Annotated in this window: 18 protein-coding genes; 9 read left to right on the forward strand and 9 right to left on the reverse strand. The window is 43.0% G+C overall.

Going from position 1 to position 18,191, the window contains the following annotated elements; translation table 11 throughout:
• Window positions 1-12 precede the first annotated feature (12 nt).
• The 3 genes from J8M00_RS26675 to J8M00_RS26685 form a co-directional block, all read right to left on the reverse strand.
• Complete coding sequence (locus J8M00_RS26675; protein ID WP_023401303.1) at window positions 13-153, reverse strand: hypothetical protein; 141 nt, start codon at window positions 151-153, stop codon at window positions 13-15.
• A 119-nt stretch (window positions 154-272) separates the two neighbouring features.
• Entirely contained in the window at window positions 273-722 is a 450-nt protein-coding gene (locus J8M00_RS26680) for a TIGR02444 family protein (protein WP_211013420.1), read from the reverse strand.
• On the reverse strand, window positions 716-2,638 hold the full coding sequence (locus J8M00_RS26685; RefSeq protein WP_211013421.1) for an ATP-binding cassette domain-containing protein: 1,923 nt from the start codon (window positions 2,636-2,638) through the stop codon (window positions 716-718). The genes J8M00_RS26680 and J8M00_RS26685 overlap by 7 nt, the downstream gene beginning before the upstream one ends.
• Window positions 2,639-2,760: 122 nt before the next feature.
• Here J8M00_RS26685 and J8M00_RS26690 point away from each other — a divergent pair, with 122 nt between their 5' ends.
• The gene (locus J8M00_RS26690) at window positions 2,761-2,961 is read left to right on the forward strand and encodes a YheV family putative zinc ribbon protein (protein ID WP_023401300.1); all 201 of its coding nucleotides are present in this window, start codon (window positions 2,761-2,763) and stop codon (window positions 2,959-2,961) included.
• A 36-nt stretch (window positions 2,962-2,997) separates the two neighbouring features.
• Here J8M00_RS26690 and J8M00_RS26695 read toward each other — a convergent pair whose 3' ends face one another.
• A complete protein-coding gene (locus J8M00_RS26695) occupies window positions 2,998-3,210 on the reverse strand; it encodes a SlyX family protein (RefSeq protein ID WP_023401299.1) in 213 nt (70 codons plus the stop codon).
• Window positions 3,210-4,154, reverse strand: coding sequence for a WD40 repeat domain-containing protein (locus J8M00_RS26700; RefSeq protein ID WP_247687593.1), 945 nt, complete (start codon window positions 4,152-4,154; stop codon window positions 3,210-3,212). Before J8M00_RS26700 ends, J8M00_RS26695 begins: the two co-directional genes overlap by 1 nt.
• A gap of 328 nt (window positions 4,155-4,482) precedes the next feature.
• Here J8M00_RS26700 and fkpA point away from each other — a divergent pair, with 328 nt between their 5' ends.
• The gene (gene fkpA / locus J8M00_RS26705; RefSeq protein WP_211013422.1) at window positions 4,483-5,238 is read left to right on the forward strand and encodes an FKBP-type peptidyl-prolyl cis-trans isomerase; all 756 of its coding nucleotides are present in this window, start codon (window positions 4,483-4,485) and stop codon (window positions 5,236-5,238) included.
• Between the two features lie 52 nt (window positions 5,239-5,290).
• Here the strand turns inward: fkpA and rsd are convergent, their stop codons facing one another.
• Window positions 5,291-5,761 (reverse strand): sigma D regulator, encoded by a 471-nt coding sequence (gene rsd / locus J8M00_RS26710; RefSeq protein WP_211013423.1) that lies wholly within the window; start codon window positions 5,759-5,761, stop codon window positions 5,291-5,293.
• Window positions 5,762-6,417: 656 nt separating this feature from the next.
• Between rsd and hemE the strand changes: the two genes are divergently transcribed.
• Entirely contained in the window at window positions 6,418-7,485 is a 1,068-nt protein-coding gene (gene hemE, locus J8M00_RS26715) for a uroporphyrinogen decarboxylase (protein ID WP_211013424.1), read from the forward strand.
• 59 nt (window positions 7,486-7,544) lie between these two features.
• Here hemE and speE read toward each other — a convergent pair whose 3' ends face one another.
• Window positions 7,545-8,405 carry a polyamine aminopropyltransferase gene (gene speE, locus J8M00_RS26720; protein ID WP_211013425.1) on the reverse strand — a complete coding sequence of 287 codons (861 nt, stop codon included), beginning with the start codon at window positions 8,403-8,405 and terminating at the stop codon, window positions 7,545-7,547.
• 207 nt (window positions 8,406-8,612) lie between these two features.
• Between speE and speA the strand changes: the two genes are divergently transcribed.
• From speA to J8M00_RS26745, 5 genes are all read left to right on the forward strand, one after another.
• Window positions 8,613-10,493: a biosynthetic arginine decarboxylase gene (speA, locus tag J8M00_RS26725; RefSeq protein WP_211013446.1), complete on the forward strand. Its 1,881-nt coding sequence runs from the start codon at window positions 8,613-8,615 to the stop codon at window positions 10,491-10,493.
• 112 nt (window positions 10,494-10,605) lie between these two features.
• On the forward strand, window positions 10,606-11,484 hold the full coding sequence (locus J8M00_RS26730; protein ID WP_211013426.1) for an acyltransferase: 879 nt from the start codon (window positions 10,606-10,608) through the stop codon (window positions 11,482-11,484).
• Between the two features lie 41 nt (window positions 11,485-11,525).
• Window positions 11,526-12,446, forward strand: a complete 921-nt coding sequence (locus J8M00_RS26735; protein WP_211013447.1) for an acetyltransferase — start codon at window positions 11,526-11,528, stop codon at window positions 12,444-12,446.
• Window positions 12,443-13,624 carry a mechanosensitive ion channel family protein gene (locus tag J8M00_RS26740; protein ID WP_211013427.1) on the forward strand — a complete coding sequence of 394 codons (1,182 nt, stop codon included), beginning with the start codon at window positions 12,443-12,445 and terminating at the stop codon, window positions 13,622-13,624. Before J8M00_RS26735 ends, J8M00_RS26740 begins: the two co-directional genes overlap by 4 nt.
• 239 nt (window positions 13,625-13,863) lie before the next feature.
• Window positions 13,864-14,676 carry a substrate-binding periplasmic protein gene (locus tag J8M00_RS26745; RefSeq protein ID WP_211013428.1) on the forward strand — a complete coding sequence of 271 codons (813 nt, stop codon included), beginning with the start codon at window positions 13,864-13,866 and terminating at the stop codon, window positions 14,674-14,676.
• 4 nt (window positions 14,677-14,680) lie between these two features.
• On the opposite strand, the gene J8M00_RS26750 is transcribed toward J8M00_RS26745, so the two are convergent.
• Window positions 14,681-17,071 (reverse strand): S41 family peptidase, encoded by a 2,391-nt coding sequence (locus J8M00_RS26750; RefSeq protein ID WP_211013429.1) that lies wholly within the window; start codon window positions 17,069-17,071, stop codon window positions 14,681-14,683.
• A 185-nt stretch (window positions 17,072-17,256) separates the two neighbouring features.
• Here J8M00_RS26750 and J8M00_RS26755 point away from each other — a divergent pair, with 185 nt between their 5' ends.
• Complete coding sequence (locus J8M00_RS26755; RefSeq protein WP_211013430.1) at window positions 17,257-17,766, forward strand: DUF6653 family protein; 510 nt, start codon at window positions 17,257-17,259, stop codon at window positions 17,764-17,766.
• On the opposite strand, the gene J8M00_RS26760 is transcribed toward J8M00_RS26755, so the two are convergent.
• Window positions 17,750-18,100, reverse strand: coding sequence for a rhodanese-like domain-containing protein (locus J8M00_RS26760; protein WP_211013431.1), 351 nt, complete (start codon window positions 18,098-18,100; stop codon window positions 17,750-17,752). The genes J8M00_RS26755 and J8M00_RS26760 overlap by 17 nt on opposite strands.
• Window positions 18,101-18,191 lie beyond the last annotated feature (91 nt).

Genomic DNA, 18,191 nt, shown 5'->3' on the forward strand with positions numbered 1-18,191 from the left:
TGTGACTGTGTCTTACTCTGGTACTTCAGCCTCATTGACCTTTTTCACAAAGTAGTAGACGTAATAGATGCACAGCGCGATCACGATCCCGAGTATGCCAAAAGATAAATACAATACCGGGTCGGAAAAGAAGTCTCTAAAGAATACGTTCATGGCTGTGTCTCCTCAATTTGTCGATGAGTTAATAGTAGAGGAGCACCTGAGCAATCGTTATGATCGAGATCAAGTTTATTATTTAGCCGATCAGCCCGAGTAACGGCACTTGATCTTGATCATAGTTTGGCGTGTTGAAACCGCGTGTAGAGTGACTTTGGCAAATAATGAAGCAGGTTTTTAGGGTCTTTTACATGGTCTTGTAAAGAGAACGTTTTGACATGCTCAATTAAGTGGTGCTGTTGCAGTTTTTCAAGCTCTAGCTCAGTCGCGAGCAGACTGGCTCTGAGTTGTTGATAATCTGGGTAAGCGCTATAACGTGTTTTGGCTTGTTTTCTGGTAGCGCGATAGGGAACCAGCAGTTCCCGATCAATCTGTTTTACGATGACCTCTAACTCGTTAACTTGTTGCACAGTTAGCTGCATATTTAAATAGCTTAAATAGTCTAGTAACAAACACAGGTTTACGTTCTTGCCATGCTTATCTTGGCATTCCAAAAGTATTTGTTGAACTTGCCCGTTTTGATATACCGTGCAAGCGTATTGCCAAAAGGCATCGCGACTTAGCATACCTCTCCTGTACTTGCGAACTGGGCTTCTTTTTCTTCCAGCTCTTCCAGTGCCATTAATAATGCCTCTTCGGTTTCATTCAATTGAGGTGTTAAACGTGCTTGTTCACTCAGCAACCCGCTTAATTTCGCTTTGTTTTCTGCCTCATAGAGCGCATTGTCAGCTAGCTGAGATTCGATTTCGGCCAGTGCAGTCGTATATTTGTCAAGCTGCTTTTCTAGCTTATCTATTGACTTTTTAATAGGTTGCACCGACTTTCTGAACTCCGCTTCTAAGCGTTTTTGCTCTTTTCGATTGACACTTGAATGCGCTTTGTCTTCAGCCTGTGGTTTTTGTTTTGCTTCTTTATTGGCATTAAGCAGCCACTGATAGTATTCGTCTAAGTCATAACCAAATGCCGACACAGTGCCGTTATCGACTAGGTAATACTCATCGGCGGTATTTTTTAGCATATGACGATCGTGGGAAACGGTCACCATAGCGCCCTCAAATCCCTGTAGCGCCATGACTAATGCATGACGCATTTCCAAGTCTAAATGGTTGGTAGGTTCATCCAGCAATAATAAGTTGGGTGACTGATACACCAACATGGCTAATACCAATCGCGCTTTTTCACCCCCCGAGAATGGCGCAACAGGATCAAGCGCTTTGTCGCCGTGAAAGGCAAAGCCGCCTAAAAAGTCACGTAAAGTCTGCTCGGTTGCCTGTGGATCTATGCGTTGTAAGTGGGTGACCGCACTGGCATTTAAATCGAGAGATTCAAGTTGATGCTGGGCAAAGTAACCAACTTTTAAACCTTGATGTTGAAATACCTCGCCTGCTTGAGGTGTTATATCACCAGCCAGCAGTTTAATTAAGGTGGACTTACCTGCGCCATTTCTTCCCAACAGAGCGATTCGGCTACCGGGTACTAAGTTGAGTTTAATTTGATGCAAAATAGTGATGTCGCCATAGCCCGCTTGTGCTTCATCCAATGTCATTAAAGGGTTTGGCATATTTTCAGGGTTGGCAAATTCAAAACTAAATGGTGAATCAGCATGTGCTGGTGCTAACTTTTCCATGCGCTCAAGCGCTTTTACCCGACTCTGTGCCTGTTTGGCTTTGCTGGCTTTGGCTTTAAAACGAGTAATAAACTTTTCAAGATGTGCGATGGTTTCTTGCTGCTTTTCGAACATAGCTTGCTGTTGTGCCATGCGCTCTGCTTTTTGACGCTCGAACTGTGAGTAATGGCCTTTGTAAACATTGATACACTGCTGATCGATGTGCCAGATCTGATCGACTACCGCATCCAAAAACTCTCTATCGTGAGAGATGAGTACTAGGGTACCTTGATAGGCTTTTAGAAATCGTTCCAGCCAGTAAACTGCGTCTAAATCAAGGTGGTTAGTCGGTTCATCCAGCAAAAGTAAGTCGGCGTCGCGGATCAGGGCTTGGGCCAAATTGAGGCGCATTCGCCAACCACCAGAAAACTCACTGACTGCAAAATCTAGTTGCTCATTACTGAACCCTAAGCCATGTAGTAATTCTCCGGCCTTAGCTTCAATGCTATATCCGCCGACTAATTCCATTTGCTGATGGATCTTGGCCTGTTTTTCACCATCACCCTGTGCTTCGGCCTGTTGCAGTGACGCGCGTAATTCATAGTACTGCTGATGACCTTGTAGGACATACTCCATCGCAGAAATAGATAGTGCAGGTGTTTCTTGCTTAACTGAAGCGATAGACCAATCTTTTGGGATTTGAAAGTCGCCTGCATCTGCGTGCAGTTGTGATTTGAGCAACGCAAACAGTGACGATTTGCCGCAACCGTTGGCGCCGACTAAACCGACTTTGTGCTGTGCAAAGAGGGTTGCGCTGGCATTTTTCAATAGCGTTTTGCCGCCGCGTAACAGTTCAATATCAGAAAGTTGGATCATAATAAGCTCGAGTCAAAATTACTGTGTGAATGATAACATGGATCTATAACTAGGGAACAAGCGTATAAATGTATCGCGACTTGAGTTAAAATAGCCTTTCACAGAGTAGGTGAGGTTGTATTGTGAGAACGAAAAAACGCTTTATTGCTGGTGCGTCATGCCCGGCTTGCAACAAAATGGATGTTATGATGCTTTACAAAGAGCATGATGTTGAAAAGGTCGAGTGCGTCGCTTGTGGCCATTCAATGACTCAACCTGAAGAAGCAGTACAAGCGTCAACGCGTCAATTTGAACAGGTCATTGGTGTTTTTAAACCGCAATAACCTGATGCGCCTGAGCGCATCAAATACGGTTGTGGATTAATAGTGCGGTGGTGGGGGCTCTTGCTCGATAGGCATCATGCCATCATCTTTGCCCTCTTTGATTTTTTCAGCTAACAATCTGATTTGATGCTGCATCGTTGCAAGCCTTGCTTGGTGGACTCTTAACTCATCATTTAACGTCTCGATGGTATCTTCTTGAAATGCCACTTTTGCTTCAAGTTCAATTACGCGACTTTCTAACTCTGTCATTACTCTTTTACTCTTTCGAATTGCTCCATTAAACCGCTTGAGCTCTCGGTAACCAAAACGCCGTCACGCTTTGCAAACGCCACATCAAATACGACTGCGGATTTGGGTCGGCTGCCTTCTCTGGGTTTAACTAGCCAAGTGTTTAACTTGGTGCCATCACTGATCCGCCAAAGTGTCAGTTGGCGGTTGGGGGAGCCTGTTGCGAGCAGATCACCCTGCTGATTGAAGCGCACGGCACTGAATATTTTCTGCCGTGCAATATACTGTAATTGCGCCACAAGATCACCTGAAGTGAGCTGCCAAATACTGGCTTTTTTCATGCTGTCGGCAGTAAATGCATAGCGACCTTGCGGATCTAACGCCACTTTGGTCACTCGACTTGGGTGGTTAAATCGGTGCAAAACTTGGCCAGTTCTGGTGTCCCAAAAGTATGCACTATAGTCATTGGCGCCTGTGAGTGCGAAGTGTCCATTGGGTGAAAGCGCAATACTATTAATTTTTTCTTGGTGTCCAAGGAACTCTATTCGTCTTCCGCTATCTAAGTCGAGATGCACAACCACATTGTCACTGCGACCGTATAGGACATATCTACCTTGGTTGCTGACTGCGATGTCTCTGATGGTGCCAGTGTCTATTTGATAATAGCCAATGTTTTTACCGTCGGAGAGCTGCCATACAGCAAATCGATCGTTGGCGGCTGTGACCGCTGTGGAGCTGTCATGGGAAATGGCGAGAGAGTGAATGAGCTCATCAGGCTGATCTGAATGAGACCACTGATATTTCAGGCCATGGGTGGTGTTGTCCCATAAAACTGCACCGTGTTCGACTGATGACACTAAACTGTAACGCCCATCGTGTGAAATAGCGGCTGCAAATGCACCGCGTGCAGCGTGTTCGACAGTCAATTTCGCTTTGGAACTGTCTGGAGAACAACCTGATAGCATCAGAATGGGTAAGCAAACGAAGAGTCGTGTGTGCAATTTAAAAAATTTGGCCATAAATTCGGTATTTCCCCTTAACTCTATGATTTGCACCGAGTAGACTAGTGGTAAAATTGATTGGGCCACAAAACTGATATTAGCGTATTCGCTAAAGTATGTCGCCAGTAACATGGATTTTTCCTAAAGCAAGGTTCTGTAGGTGTGAATCTTGGCTTTGGTGGCAATGAGTGATAATGTGACATCACCTTTTAAATTAATAATTATTTAACATGACAATGAAGTTAGAGAGCAATGAGACATTGCTGGCTGCTCGGATGTCGGAGAAAGTAAAATGAAACAAACTATTAAGCTGTCTTTAATTGCAGCCTCAGTACTTGCATTAACTGCGTGTAATCAAAAAGCGCAGGAAACTGCAAAAGTAGAAGAAGTAAAACTAGAAACTGAAGTTCAAAAGCAAGCATACGGTATTGGTGCATCTGTGGGTAATTTCCTACAAAAAGATCTTGCAGATAAGCAAGGCCTAGGCATTGAGCTTGATCAAGCATTGCTTATGAGAGGCTTTGAAGATGCGCTTGCTGGTAATTCAAAACTAGATGATGAAAAAATTCGTGAAGTGTTAACTGCACTTGATACATCTGTACGTGAAAAGCAAACTGCTAAAGCAGAAGCTGACGCGAAAGAAAACAAAGAAAAAGGCGCAAAATACCTAGCTGAAAACGCGAAGAAAGACGGCGTTACAGTGACTGAGTCTGGTCTTCAGTACGAAGTAATTTCAACAGGCGAAGGTAAAAAGCCAGTTGCAACTGACGTTGTAAAAGTACACTACAAAGGGACGCTACTGGACGGTTCTGAGTTTGATAGCTCATATTCGCGCAACCAGCCTGCAACTTTCCCACTTAACCAAGTTATCGCTGGTTGGACGGAAGGTCTACAGCTAATGCCTGTGGGTTCAAAGTATAAATTCACCATTCCTGCAGATCTAGGTTACGGTGAGCGTAACTTAGGTAAGATCCCTGCTAACTCAACACTTGTTTTTGAAGTTGAGCTACTGGAGATCCAAGAAGATAAAGAGAAGCCTGCAGCCTAAGGTGCGAGCAAATAAAAAAAGGGCCGATAGGGCCCTTTTTTATTTGCTTAGTTTATTCGGTATGATTTGCAAAGAGATTATCAATCAGTTCATCCTCTAGTCCGAACCGCTGCTCCAGCGCTTCACCGAGGGTTGATAGGTCTTTATCAAAATCTTCTAGTGGGTTGTCACTACTTGCTTCTGCGTATTTATCATTGAAGTCGAGTGCTAAATCAGTTGATGCTGTAATTTGCGGGTAAATAGACTGAGCTAGTTTTAAGCTATCAGGGCCTTTTTCTTTGCACGCAGCAACAATGTTGTCATATATCTCAAAGTGTCCAGCTGACAAGTAATCCATTAATATCTGGCAAAAAGACTGGATTTGAACTTGTTCTGGCAGCGCTTTGTCTACGCTCTCATAAGGCGATAGGCCTGCTACTTTGTAATATAGTAGCAGCAATTCTTGACGCTCCATGAGCCAGTTGTCGATAACACTATGACTCCCTCCCCATTTTTGTTGGGCTTGTTCTAACCGTGAAAGCATAGTTATCTCCTTAGCGGGTCGTTTTTTTAGGCCCTGCAATGACCAAATTGTGTTTGTATATTAGATTTTATTTTTATGGGTACATCAAAAATAGGATGGTTTGGACCCAATAAGAGACAGCAATTTGGTAATACTGAATACTTAATCTTGCCTCCTATAAAAATGAAAACTGATGAAAAGATCAACCACTTTTTGCAAAAAGCACATAATTTCTTTCATTTGTACCTTAGCTGGGTTTTTTAGTCTTGGTGTTAATCATTTTTATTTAGTATTCAGGTAGGCAAAGTGATGTTTGCTGGGTGATAAAAAACAAAAAACCACCCTAAGGTGGTTCAAAACAGTTTAGCAAATAGCACTTGTTCTTGTTAGAAGGTGTTTTGTTCTTGTTATTTTGCGCAGCATTTTTATAGCAAGGTTTTTTTTGTGGTGCAAATAATCACGAACATTTTTTTATGAATTTAATATCTCAAAAATATGAAAGTGCGTTTATGGAAAAGTATTGATTGGTGTTTTGAGTCAACAAAGGGGGGATTTGAATGAGTTACACATTAATCTGGATCATGGAGAAGTGATTTAAACGGTTGAACAGCTAGGGGGGTTGGGGATAAAGTGATACAATTCGAACAATTTTTACAGCACTGGAATTGAATCACGCTATGAGCGAGTTGAAAAATGATCGTTATTTACGCGCGTTGCAGAAGCAGCCGGTTGATGTGACACCTGTATGGATGATGCGACAAGCAGGTCGTTACCTCCCTGAATACAGAGCTACACGAGCGCAAGCTGGTGACTTTATGAGCTTATGTAAAAATGCTGAATTAGCTTGTGAAGTGACATTACAGCCACTACGCCGTTACCCACTGGATGCTGCGATTCTATTCAGTGATATTTTAACTATCCCTGACGCTATGGGACTTGGCTTGTACTTTGAAACAGGTGAAGGTCCAAAGTTTGAACGTCCAATCACCTCGCTAGCTGATGTTCAGAAGTTACCAAAACTCGATCCTACGGACGAGCTTGGTTATGTGATGAATGCCGTGAGCACTATTCGCCGAGAGCTAAAAGGAGAAGTTCCTTTAATCGGCTTCTCTGGTTCTCCATGGACGCTCGCCACATACATGATCGAAGGCGGTAGCAGTAAAACCTTTGGTAAGATCAAAAAAATGGCATTTGCTGAACCGCAGACATTGCATTTACTACTTGATAAAGTCGCTGACTCGGTAATTGACTATTTAAATGCACAGGTGAAAGCGGGCGCGCAGTCTCTGATGATCTTTGATTCTTGGGGTGGTGTGCTAAGCCCTCGTGACTATAAAGAGTTCTCGCTACAGTACATGCATAAAATTGTCGATGGCCTGATCCGTGAAAACGATGGTCGTAAAGTGCCCGTTACCTTGTTTACCAAAAATGGCGGGCAATGGATTGAAGCGATTGCTGCAACGGGCTGTGATGCAATTGGTCTGGATTGGACCATAGATATTGCCGATGCAAAACGCCGTGTAGGTGATAAAGTTGCGCTGCAAGGCAACATGGATCCTGCCATGTTACATGGTACACCCGAGCGCATTCGTGAAGAGGTTCAGTCAATCTTGGCTGGCTTCGGAGAAGGCAGTGGCCATGTCTTTAACTTAGGTCATGGCATTACACCGGATGTTGACCCTGAAAATGCAGGTGTGTTCATTAATTCAGTCCATGAATTTAGTCGTCAGTATCATCAGAAGTGATAGTCTGACAAGACAAAAAACCCAAGCATTGCTTGGGTTTTTACTTTATGGCTTGAGCGCTATTCGTCGAATGCGCGGCGCATAAAGTTAGGCGTTGCCAAGGCGCCGTGGTGAATACCGCTATTGTAATATTCGGTATCAAACTGTGCAGCATCAACATCCTGCTCTCTAAAGCCGTTGAAGTGTTCACCTTTGCGCGCGAGTGTTGCTGACCATAGACCGCTTGGGTAAATAGGCTGTGGAAATGGCAAGGTTTGCAAATCGGCAAAACCCACATCTTTCATTGCTTGACGCATTTCTTTAAGCAGTGCCATATGCATCAAAGGTGATTCACTTTGCTGGATTAAAATCCCACCTTCGCGCAGTGCAGCTAAACAACTCGTATAAAATGCGTGATTGAATAGGCCTTCACCTGGACCTACCGGATCTGTACCATCGACAATGACCACATCAATAGAATTTGCAGGAGCTTCTCGCATATATTTGATGCCGTCATCAAACATCACCGTAGCGCGAGGGTCGTCATTTGAGGCGCATAATTCAGGGAAGTACTTGAGTGACATTTGTGTTACCACTTCGTCGATGTCTATTTGAGTAACCGACTCGACGTCTGGATGTTTGAGTACTTCGCGCAGTGTTCCGCAATCCCCACCGCCGATGATCACGACATTTTTAGGTGCAGGGTGAGCAAAGAGTGCAGTGTGACTCATCATTTCATGATAAAAAAAGTTCTCACGAGTACTGACCATGGTGCAGCCATCTATGATCATCAAATTACCAAAGTCGGTTGTTTCATACATCTCAACCTTTTGAAATGGTGATTGAACTTCATCTAGCTTTTTATTGATACGCAGAGAAAAAGCGCTACCATCTCGGTCACTGATCTCTGTAAACCAGCGGTTTGCTTCTAAATTAGACATTTTTGCTTTCACGTTGAATTGTTAACAGGCGCAATTTTGCCAGCGCCAAAGAATTTGCTCAATCTATTTTAGTCGATTGTGCCTAGTTTGTCTGTTTACCATAAATTGCGCCCCTAAGTGCGTATAAAAGCGACCTTTCCCTATCGCTAATCACGCTTAAGAGTATTAAAATGAGCAACATATTAGAATTATTTTGCAGAGAAGATGATGGAGTGGGGAGTCGATACAGCACGTAATACATACAATGTACAACATTGGAGCGATGGTTATTTTGATATTGATGATGCTGGTAAGTTAGTCGCCTATCCAGATGGCGATCGCAGCAAAAGCCCTATTTCATTATCTGAACTTACTGAGCGCTTTAAAGCGCAAGGGCTGACGCTGCCTGTTTTAGTGCGTTTTACCGATATCTTGCAAAACAGAGTAGATACACTGACGCAAGCATTTGAGAATGCGCGTGCTCAAAAGAGCTACCGTGGTCAATACACTTGTGTCTACCCAATTAAAGTGAATCAACAGCGTTCTGTGGTCAGTAAGTTGCTTAGTCATCCAAGTGGGCTAGTGGGATTGGAAGCGGGGTCTAAACCTGAACTTATGGCCATTTTGGGTTTGGCTACTGCTCCAATTACGATTGTGTGTAATGGCTATAAAGACAGAGAGTTTCTTCGTCTTTCACTGATTGGACAAGCCATGGGGCACAAGGTACAGATTGTGGTTGAAAAGCTATCAGAACTTGATGCGCTCATTGCTGAAATAGACGATATGCAAATCGAGCCGGCCATTGGTATTCGCATACGACTCAACTCTGTAGGAAAGGGCAAGTGGCAGAATACGGGTGGAGAAAAGGGAAAGTTTGGCCTGACCGCTGGGCAAGTACTCAATGCGGTAGAGACTTTGCGCCGTCAAAATAAGCTGCACTTGATGCAGTTGGTACATTTTCATATAGGCTCTCAAATTGCCAATATTCGCGATATTCAGCGTGCACTGAGAGAGTGCGCGAGACACTACGCAGAATTAACCCAGATGGGTGTACCGTTAAAAACAGTCGACGTTGGTGGTGGCCTCGGAGTTGACTATGAGGGCTCAGGCTCGCGTAGCGCTTGCTCGATGAATTACACCGTTGGTGAATATGCTCGCAATGTGGTGAACGCATTTGCTGAAGTTGCAGAGCAACACGACTTACCCCACCCAGATATCATTACTGAGTCGGGAAGAGCATTAACTGCCCATCACGCGGTACTTATTACGGATGTTATCGATATTGAAACGGCCCCTTGTGAAGCCGTGCCTGAACAGGAGTCTGGTGATGAACATCATTTAATCCAAGAGTTGCGGTTATCACTGGCGCGATTGACGCCAAGACTGGCCTTGGAAACGTATCATGATGCGATGCATTTGTTCCAAGATGCCCATGATCAATATGTTCATGGCCTTATCACGATGGCACAGTGGGCGCAGATCGAGCGTTTGTATTTTACAATATTGAGAAATGTACGTGATAGCCTGAACACACAATCTAGAGCACATCGAGAAGTGTTGGATGATTTAAATGAAAAATTAGCCGACAAATTATTTGTGAACTTTTCACTGTTTCAATCTTTGCCAGATGTTTGGGGGATCCAGCAGTTGTTCCCAGTTATGCCAATTACCAATCTCGATCAACCCTTAACGCAAAGAGCTATCATCCAAGATATTACCTGTGATTCAGATGGGCAAATTCGCGAGTATGTTGAAGGGGCTGGAATAGAATCCAGTTTGCCAATGCCGCAATATCGCAGCACAGAGCAATATCATTTAGCTATGTTCATGGTCGGTGCATATCAAGAGATATTGGGAGATTTACATAACCTATTTGGCGACACGGATTCTGTGCACGTTGAGCTCACTGAACAAGGCTACCAATTGACGAATGCGCTTAAAGGAGACTGCGTTGAAGATGTATTGCGCTTTGTTCATTATGACAAACAGCAATTGGTAGACAATTTTAACCGCCAGATAAATGCCACGGCTTTGCCTGCGCAAACACAACAAGCATTTCTACAAGAGTTAAATTCGGGTTTGGCTGGATATACATACTTTGAAGATTGATAAGAACTGCTCAGATTTTTTCTGATCTTGAAAATGCGTATGATGACCTCATCACAGTATTGAGCTGTGATGAGATGTCCTCGAGTAAATAATAGTAGTAAAGGAACTTTGCATGTCGCTAGTCCGTCAAATCATGGGGCTTATTTTATATGTCCTAAATACATTAGTGTGGTTCGTGCCAATTTTCATTTGTGGTGTATTAAAACTGATACCGTTCCCTATTTTGCAGCGTTTATTGAGTAAATTGGCAAAAGCATGTGCAAGCATGTGGGTGGCGGGCAACAATGTTAATCAGAGCTGCATTTCACCTTATCAGTTACAAGTTTCAGGTGCAGATACGCTTAATACAAAAGATTGGTACCTAGTGATCGCCAACCATCAAAGCTGGGTTGATATACTGGTATTGCAAAGAGTACTGCATCGCAAGATTCCTTTTTTAAACTTCTTTCTCAAAAAAGAGCTCTTGTACGTGCCGTTTTTGGGGCTTGCTTGGTGGGCGCTGGACTTTCCATTTATGACTCGTACCAGTAAAAGCCAGATTAGGAAAAACCCTAAACTTAAAGGCAAGGATATCGAAACCACAAGAAAAGCATGCGAAAAGTTCAAAACGATGCCTGTCAGTATTGTGAACTTTGTTGAAGGTACGCGTTATACCAAGGAAAAACATCAAAGACAAAATAGCCCATTTAAGCATTTACTTAAGCCTAAGGCTGGAGGCATTGCTTTTGTAATGCAGGCCATGGGAGAACAGATTAATAAAGTGGTCAATGTAACTATTCACTACCCAGATGGAGTGCCTACTTTTATGGATTTTGTGGCCGGAAAAGTAGGCCAAATTAATGTACAAGTCGAGTTGATGCCAGTCAGTGATAAGCTGGTGGGAGATTACACCGGAGACAATGAATTTCGGGTGCAATTTCAAGGAGAGCTTAATCGCTTATGGTCAGAAAAAGACAAGTGCATCGACCAGCTGGCAACGCCTTCGAAGTAAACAGGTAGTACACGGAATAAGCAGCAAGTATAGGAACAGAAATAATGAAGAGTATATTACCGAAGTGGTTTTACGGTGCAATTGGAACATTATTTTTATTACTAAACACCGTGATTTGGGGTGTGATAGTGCTATTACTTGGTGTGACTAAATGGTGTATTCGCGTCAAATTCGTTTCTGTGCTATTGCATTGGGCTTACCATAAATGGTGTCTCGGAAATCGCATAGGATTAAAGCTAGGTGGCGTGCAGATGCACGTCAAGATCCCACAGTCTGTTTCGATAAATGGTTGGTATTTATTGGTTTCTAACCATATTAGTTGGTTGGATATCGTGGTACTAAGTGCGCAAGCTCAATTACCAGCTCCAAAGTTTTTCCTTAAAGATGAGCTAAAATATGTGCCATTTATTGGTACTGGGGCGTGGGCATTGGATATGCCATTTATGAAACGCGCTAGTAAAGCGCAAATAGCTAAAAACCCTAAATTAAAACGCATGGACGTAGAGCGTACCAGACAGAGTTGTAAAAACTTTAAACAACATCCTACTACGGTGATAAATTTTGCTGAAGGTACTCGTTTTACTGCGGCAAAACAGCTGCGCCAAGCGAGCCCATTTGATAATTTATTAAAGCCAAAAGCAGGGGGAACTGCTTTTGCTTTAGATGTGTTGAGTGAGCAGGTTGACGGCTTATTAAATACCGCTGTGGTTTATCATAGTGACGATGAACATATTTGCCGGGCATTTTTCCGCGGGCAGTTAGAAGCAGTTTCGCTGGAAGTTGACTATATTCCAATAGACGATTTACCAAAGGGTGATTATCAACTTGATAAAGAGTATCGCGTGCAATTTCAGGCCTATATGAATCAACTGTGGCAACAGAAATCTCTGCAAATAAAAGCCATAGAGCAACGGCTTGATGACGCAACTGGAAAGTATTCAACAGAGGCAAAATCACTATGAATTCAATGCATGTACAAGATGTGATCTCACCAATTATTGGTGGCGCTAACATGCACCCTTTTGTTCTAGCCTCCCTTACAAATAGTGTGTCGTTGATTGCTTTAGTGATCATATTCGCACTGATCAAGTTAGCATTAGTGCCAAAAGTCAAACGTATGTTATCGCGTTTTTCGCGGGCAAAAATTGCATTTCTCGCTCCCCAGTTAAGTAAGTTAAGTGGCAGAGTGGCTTTACTAATTTGCAGTATGTTGTTTGTGATGGTTAACAAGTATTTGTTTGTTGCGCCCTTGTGGGTCATGGCGCAATTACAAGTATTGGCTCAGGTCATTTTAATTATTGCGTTTGGCTTTTTAGTGAGCTCTTTAATGAATATTGCCCATGCAATATATCAGCAGCAAAAATTCGCAAAAGATGTTCCTATTAAGGGCATTGTTCAGTTGGCCAAACTGATGGTATTCATTGTCACAACTGTTTTGGTCGTCAGCACTGTAGTTGACAAGTCACCAACCTATATTTTGTCTGGCTTTGGTGCCATTGCTGCGGTGACGCTATTGGTTTTCAAAGACACTATTTTAGGTCTGGTGGCGAGTATACAAATCGCAGCAAACAAACTGGTTGCGACAGGAGACTGGATCCAAGTTGATACATTTGGTGCCGATGGAGAAGTCATTGATTTGGGCTTAAATACCGTGCGAGTTCGCAATTGGGATAACACGGTGACAACAATCCCTACCTATGCGCTGATCTCTGATTCCTTTAAAAACTGGCGTGCAATGCAAGAGTCAGCTGGGCGCCGTATAAAGCGTACTATTCCAATAGATATGAACAGTGTGTCTCTGTTGTCTGAGCAGCAATTGATAGTGTTGAAAGACAAGTTCGTAGAATTGAATGCATTAAAATTACCAGAAATGTGTAGCAACTTAACTGCATTTAGAATGTATGCTGAATTGTTATTGAAACAACGTCCCGAGATAAATACTGAGTGTATTTGTATGGTGCGTGAGCTTTCTCCGACTCATAATGGCCTGCCTATCGAGCTGTATTGTTTTAGTAAAGATAAAAGTTGGGTTAACTATGAGCACATTCAAGCTAATATACTTGACCAGATGTTATTGCTCATCAAAGAATTTGAGCTACGTCCCTATCAAACCTTTGACACACGTAGTGTTATGGCTTAAAACGCACTCTGGAGTACCTATGCCTTTTATGCAGGGCGAGATCCGCTGTTCATCCCATAGGTAAAAAAATGACTGAGTAGTCACCTTGTCTGTGATAAGGTGGTGGTTCAGGAAACTATTTTATTGTGGTATTTTCGTGACAATGAGATATGTTATATAGCAGGAGAGCATGACATAGGTAATCGCAAGTACGCACAATGTCTTGGTGTTTAAAGGCGTGTTTTTAGGTGGGTGGTCGAATGAAGTTATATAACGTACTAATACAGAGTGTGTTGGCTTTAACTTTTAGTACGTATAGTCTAGCAGTAGAGCAAATTGTTCATGTGGCAGTGGATCATGCGCCTCCTTATAGCCGGCTGAGTGAAAACAACCACTCTCAGGGCTTGATCTTGGATATTCTCAAATATGCCCAGTTAACCAGTGATAAAAAGTACAAGATAAAAGCGGTACCTTGCCCTTTCTCACGTTGTGTCCGTTTACTGAGTAAAGGTAAGGTAGATGTGATGGGGGGATTAATCAGAACTCCTGAGCGTGAAAAAATCATGTCTTTTGTTGAACCTCCTTATATGGTGTTATCTTCGTCATTTGTATTTTATGGACAGCAAAATAGTGATATTGAGGTTGAACGCTATGAAGACTTACAAGGTAAACGCATTGCGGTGATGCGTGGCGGTGCATTTTTTCCACGTTTTGACAAAGATAATAGCTTAAATAAAATCGCCGTTCCCTCGGAGCGTGTTGCTGTTGATTTGGTGCTTAAAGGGCGTGTCGATTTGGTGATAGCGGTAGAGGATACCGCTGATATTGCAATGGATGCACTCGACCAACCCATGCATAGACTAAAGAAAATGCAATATCGCCATACCCAAGCCATTTATGGTTATATGGCGATGAGTGAGTCATTTGCAAACTCTGGATTGGGGGATCATATTTCTAAGCAAATGCACAGTATGGCCAAAAACAAGACGCTAGACCAACTTGTAGCGCCGTATCACCTGCCCAAAATCCCGTCTAGTTTAATTGAGCCAGCAGCCTCATTTTCGCCTCACTAAGTCATTATTTAATTTGGTGATGCATATACATAGTCATATCAAATATCAGCTTTTCAAGTTTTTGGTATGCTGCGCTTGCCTTCTTAGAGCCAGGATCCGAATCTGTTAGTAAGATAAACCCCGTTTGATTGTATAAGTCGGCAAAAAACTGCGCTTTGGGTGCGGCTACGTTACCTCGGTAGTAAAATTTCTGGTTGTCGGTATGCCAAAAGTAAGTTGGTAGTGGAGTATCATTTTCAATGGCTTGGTGCATACTCGCGATAAGCAAGTGACTCAAATCATTAGCTGTGGAGACAAACTGAGCGCGTGTCGTGGTTGAGTCACTCGAGGGCTGCCAGTAGGTATTTTGCATCTTGAGCGGCTCAAATACATAACGTTGCGCCAATGAAGATATAGGCTCTTGACTACTTTGTTCAAGTACAAAAGTAGCTAATTCTATGCCCATTTGAGAATAAAGTGAGGCATGCTCTGAGGTAACTCCATAGTGACTAGAAAAATTGCCAGTTTGGTATAGCTCACCTTCTGCACTTAAATAGGCTTTTAACAGATTTTCACGGGCTTTGTGTGAGTGCACACAAGACGTGACAAGTTCCGCAGCATGTCCTGCACAGTTGAGGACCTTTGGGTTATCAACAATGCCACTGGTGTGTGTCAGTAGTTTAGAAAGTGTTACTGGGTGGTCGTGACCAACGGGGTATTCCAGTGCAAAAGGCAAAACATCGTCAATTGACTCATCAAGAGAAAAATGCCCATCAATACTCGCATGAGCTATGGTGGCACCAACTAATATGTCGTTCAGTGATGAGAGGTAAAATGGCGTGTCAGCATTGACCAAATTGCGCTTGTTTGTTGTAAAGCCTTGACTATATATAGATTGACCTTGCGACACGATATTTACTGCAATTGTGGCTATGTCTCCCTGTTTTTGTAGTGCGGATATTTCGCGTTCAAAATCCGCCACTGTCTTTGTAGGTCGCGAATCTTTGTTTAATTTATTGAACACAAATTCATATGTTTCAAAGCGCTGCATTTCGATATCATATTGACTGAAAGCGGGGACGTGATGATCAGGAGTAAACCCTGTATGTTCAAACATATCCCCTTGCGCATTGCGATAGATCTCATTGGATAGGCTTAATTGCCAGCCGTTAGGCAACTCAAACCGCAATGCATCTGAGAGCGCTCCGGCAGTTTCTTCACCGACTTTGGTAACATGATCGAGTTGGTCCATCGCCATCGTAAATACTTCAGCTGCGCTGACTGTCAATTGGCTAGTGAGTAAGTAAACCGGTTTGGTATAGGCATTTGGGTTAAGAGTTAATTTCTGCCGTACAGGTATCCCTCGACCAGTTTGGTTGATAGCTTGCTTGTTAAAGGCCAAGACTTCTTTGTCGGCAAAGTAGCCTGCAATGGCCAACGAAATAGCATCATCTCCGCCAGTATTGTGGCGAATGTCCAGGAGCATAGCGTCAGTGTCGCCAAGATCAGTCATGACTCGCGACATCATTTTATGGGCAGCTAAGAGTTGTTGGGACTCATTTGCAGTTTGAGCCTCAGAGTAACTATCCATATTGTTGAGCACCAAAATGCCAATATTGTCTGCTGTTTTCCCCCATATTGCAGTGGCCGTATGGCTATTTTCTGGTATGGTCGTGAGACTGTCTGGCGTAATATAGTGTTGGCTTATGGATTGTAACTGGGATTGGTAATGTTCAAAAATGCGATACATATCATGCTCTTCTCCTAGGTAGTTTAGGTTAGCCATTTCTTGTTGCACAGCATTTAAAAGCGGCACTGACTTGCGTGAGAAATACTCTTGTTGAGGTGATGAGATACTTGCATGCATATCTTGAAGAGGTGCAATCATTTCTGAGAGAACATCAAATAGGGCCTGCTCTGTCATTGATTCTGTAACAAGTGGACGGTACTGGTCATACTGTGCCTGCCAGTCAAGGTTGCGTATTGAAAAAAAGGCATAGTAATCATTAAAAGTATGCCAAAAATAGTCAAAGACAATGACGGGAGAGACTGTCTTCGATGCCGAAATCGGATCGTCGCATTGTGTAGGGATGGCAGCTATCTGTCTATAATCAATAGGGTAAACTTGGTCTTTGTGGATTAAACGCAATCGTTCAGTTGAATGAACTTTCTTTACTTCTAATTGGCGATTTGCTTGTTGATGGGTCAGTTCTGATGTTTGGATGCAGTCATAACTGTTGTATTGGTAGCGTAATACTCGACTCATTGTAATGTGAAGTGCTTCGCCATAAGCTGGTTTGTGCCATGTACCAGCTGAGCGCTGCAAGTCACTCCGATGATCCTGGTTATCTTGGCAACCACTTAAAACTAAGCAGCTCGCAGCGATTAACAACTTGTATTTAGGGGCCAGTATCATTGTGAACAATCCTTTGCAATCGATAATTAAAGTGACATCGATTCTACAAATAGCTGTTGATTGGTGCTGTAAGGGAGTTGGGAAAAAACGTCAACAAATGTTGTAACCATGCTACATTTTTAAACAGTTCAGTGCGCGGATCATGAGTAGGCTGTATATGACGATGACTTTAAGGACAGATGTTGATGCGATTAGAAAATCTTGCTGCGAAGTATTTTGCTATGAGTGAGGAAGTGTGGGAGCGACACGCAAACCCTTGGAGTGTGTGGACTCGATACAGTTGTTTGCCTTTGCTGATTGCCTGCATTTGGTGGCGAGAAATACTGGATATCTGGTTTTGGCCAACTTTGGTGGTCTTGATGGTTTGGATTTGGATTAACCCAAGGTGTTTTAAAAAGCCGCGACATACTCGCCATTGGGCGTCACAAAGCGTATTGGGTGAACGCATACTGATTTATCAACCGGAAATAATCCCGCCGCACCATTCAAAAATGCTGGATATCATTTCAATTTTGCTCTGTATATTTACTGTATTGTGTGTCGCGGGGTTGTTTTTTCACGAAGTGATCAGCACTTGTGTAGGCGCGGTTGGCTTGATATTGACTAAAACTTGGTTTTTAGATCGCATGGTGTGGCTATACCATGAAGTCGACAACGCAAACCGCATGAATAAATCAATTAACTCGGAAAAATAGTACACAGCTCAGTGGGTGAACTCGTGAGCACAGTAATATTTTGGTAGCCCAGTCGTTTTAGCTGTTCGGCGGCAAGTACGGCTCTTCCGCCAGAAGCGCAGTACAAGTAAATCGCCGTTTTTAGATCTGGCGCAAGTTCAGGTAGCTTAAACTCCAGTAAACCTCTAGGGATGTGAATCGCCGCTTTTGGAGCGCCGGTTTGATACTCAGATGCTTCTCTTACATCTATAAGGAAGCCTTGATTAACAGCGAGCTCTTGCTTTGCTTGTTTACCGTCGACACAATTTTGCTTGGCTCTAACGGACGCGACCAAATCTTTAGTGGGTTGAAACATCTTCTAGCTCCTTTTATATTAGAATTTACTAATATTAGATCTTTCTAATGTATGTGTCTATAATCTCGGCATACAGAAATTGTTTGGACGT

Origin of the sequence: Pseudoalteromonas luteoviolacea, assembly GCF_018100925.1 — a bacterium.
GTDB lineage: Bacteria > Pseudomonadota > Gammaproteobacteria > Enterobacterales > Alteromonadaceae > Pseudoalteromonas > Pseudoalteromonas obscura.

Coding starts and splice junctions, on each gene's coding strand:
- J8M00_RS26750 (WP_211013429.1), bottom strand. CDS start 17,071: ATGATACTGGCCCCTAAATACAAGTTGTTAATCGCTGCGAGCTGCTTA.
- J8M00_RS26700 (WP_247687593.1), bottom strand. CDS start 4,154: ATGCTATCAGGTTGTTCTCCAGACAGTTCCAAAGCGAAATTGACTGTC.
- J8M00_RS26760 (WP_211013431.1), bottom strand. CDS start 18,100: ATGTTTCAACCCACTAAAGATTTGGTCGCGTCCGTTAGAGCCAAGCAA.
- rsd (WP_211013423.1), bottom strand. CDS start 5,761: ATGCTTTCACGGTTAGAACAAGCCCAACAAAAATGGGGAGGGAGTCAT.
- speE (WP_211013425.1), bottom strand. CDS start 8,405: ATGTCTAATTTAGAAGCAAACCGCTGGTTTACAGAGATCAGTGACCGA.
- J8M00_RS26755 (WP_211013430.1), top strand. CDS start 17,257: ATGCGATTAGAAAATCTTGCTGCGAAGTATTTTGCTATGAGTGAGGAA.
- fkpA (WP_211013422.1), top strand. CDS start 4,483: ATGAAACAAACTATTAAGCTGTCTTTAATTGCAGCCTCAGTACTTGCA.
- hemE (WP_211013424.1), top strand. CDS start 6,418: ATGAGCGAGTTGAAAAATGATCGTTATTTACGCGCGTTGCAGAAGCAG.
- J8M00_RS26685 (WP_211013421.1), bottom strand. CDS start 2,638: ATGATCCAACTTTCTGATATTGAACTGTTACGCGGCGGCAAAACGCTA.
- J8M00_RS26695 (WP_023401299.1), bottom strand. CDS start 3,210: ATGACAGAGTTAGAAAGTCGCGTAATTGAACTTGAAGCAAAAGTGGCA.
- speA (WP_211013446.1), top strand. CDS start 8,613: ATGGAGTGGGGAGTCGATACAGCACGTAATACATACAATGTACAACAT.
- J8M00_RS26675 (WP_023401303.1), bottom strand. CDS start 153: ATGAACGTATTCTTTAGAGACTTCTTTTCCGACCCGGTATTGTATTTA.
- J8M00_RS26680 (WP_211013420.1), bottom strand. CDS start 722: ATGCTAAGTCGCGATGCCTTTTGGCAATACGCTTGCACGGTATATCAA.
- J8M00_RS26740 (WP_211013427.1), top strand. CDS start 12,443: ATGAATTCAATGCATGTACAAGATGTGATCTCACCAATTATTGGTGGC.
- J8M00_RS26730 (WP_211013426.1), top strand. CDS start 10,606: ATGTCGCTAGTCCGTCAAATCATGGGGCTTATTTTATATGTCCTAAAT.
- J8M00_RS26745 (WP_211013428.1), top strand. CDS start 13,864: ATGAAGTTATATAACGTACTAATACAGAGTGTGTTGGCTTTAACTTTT.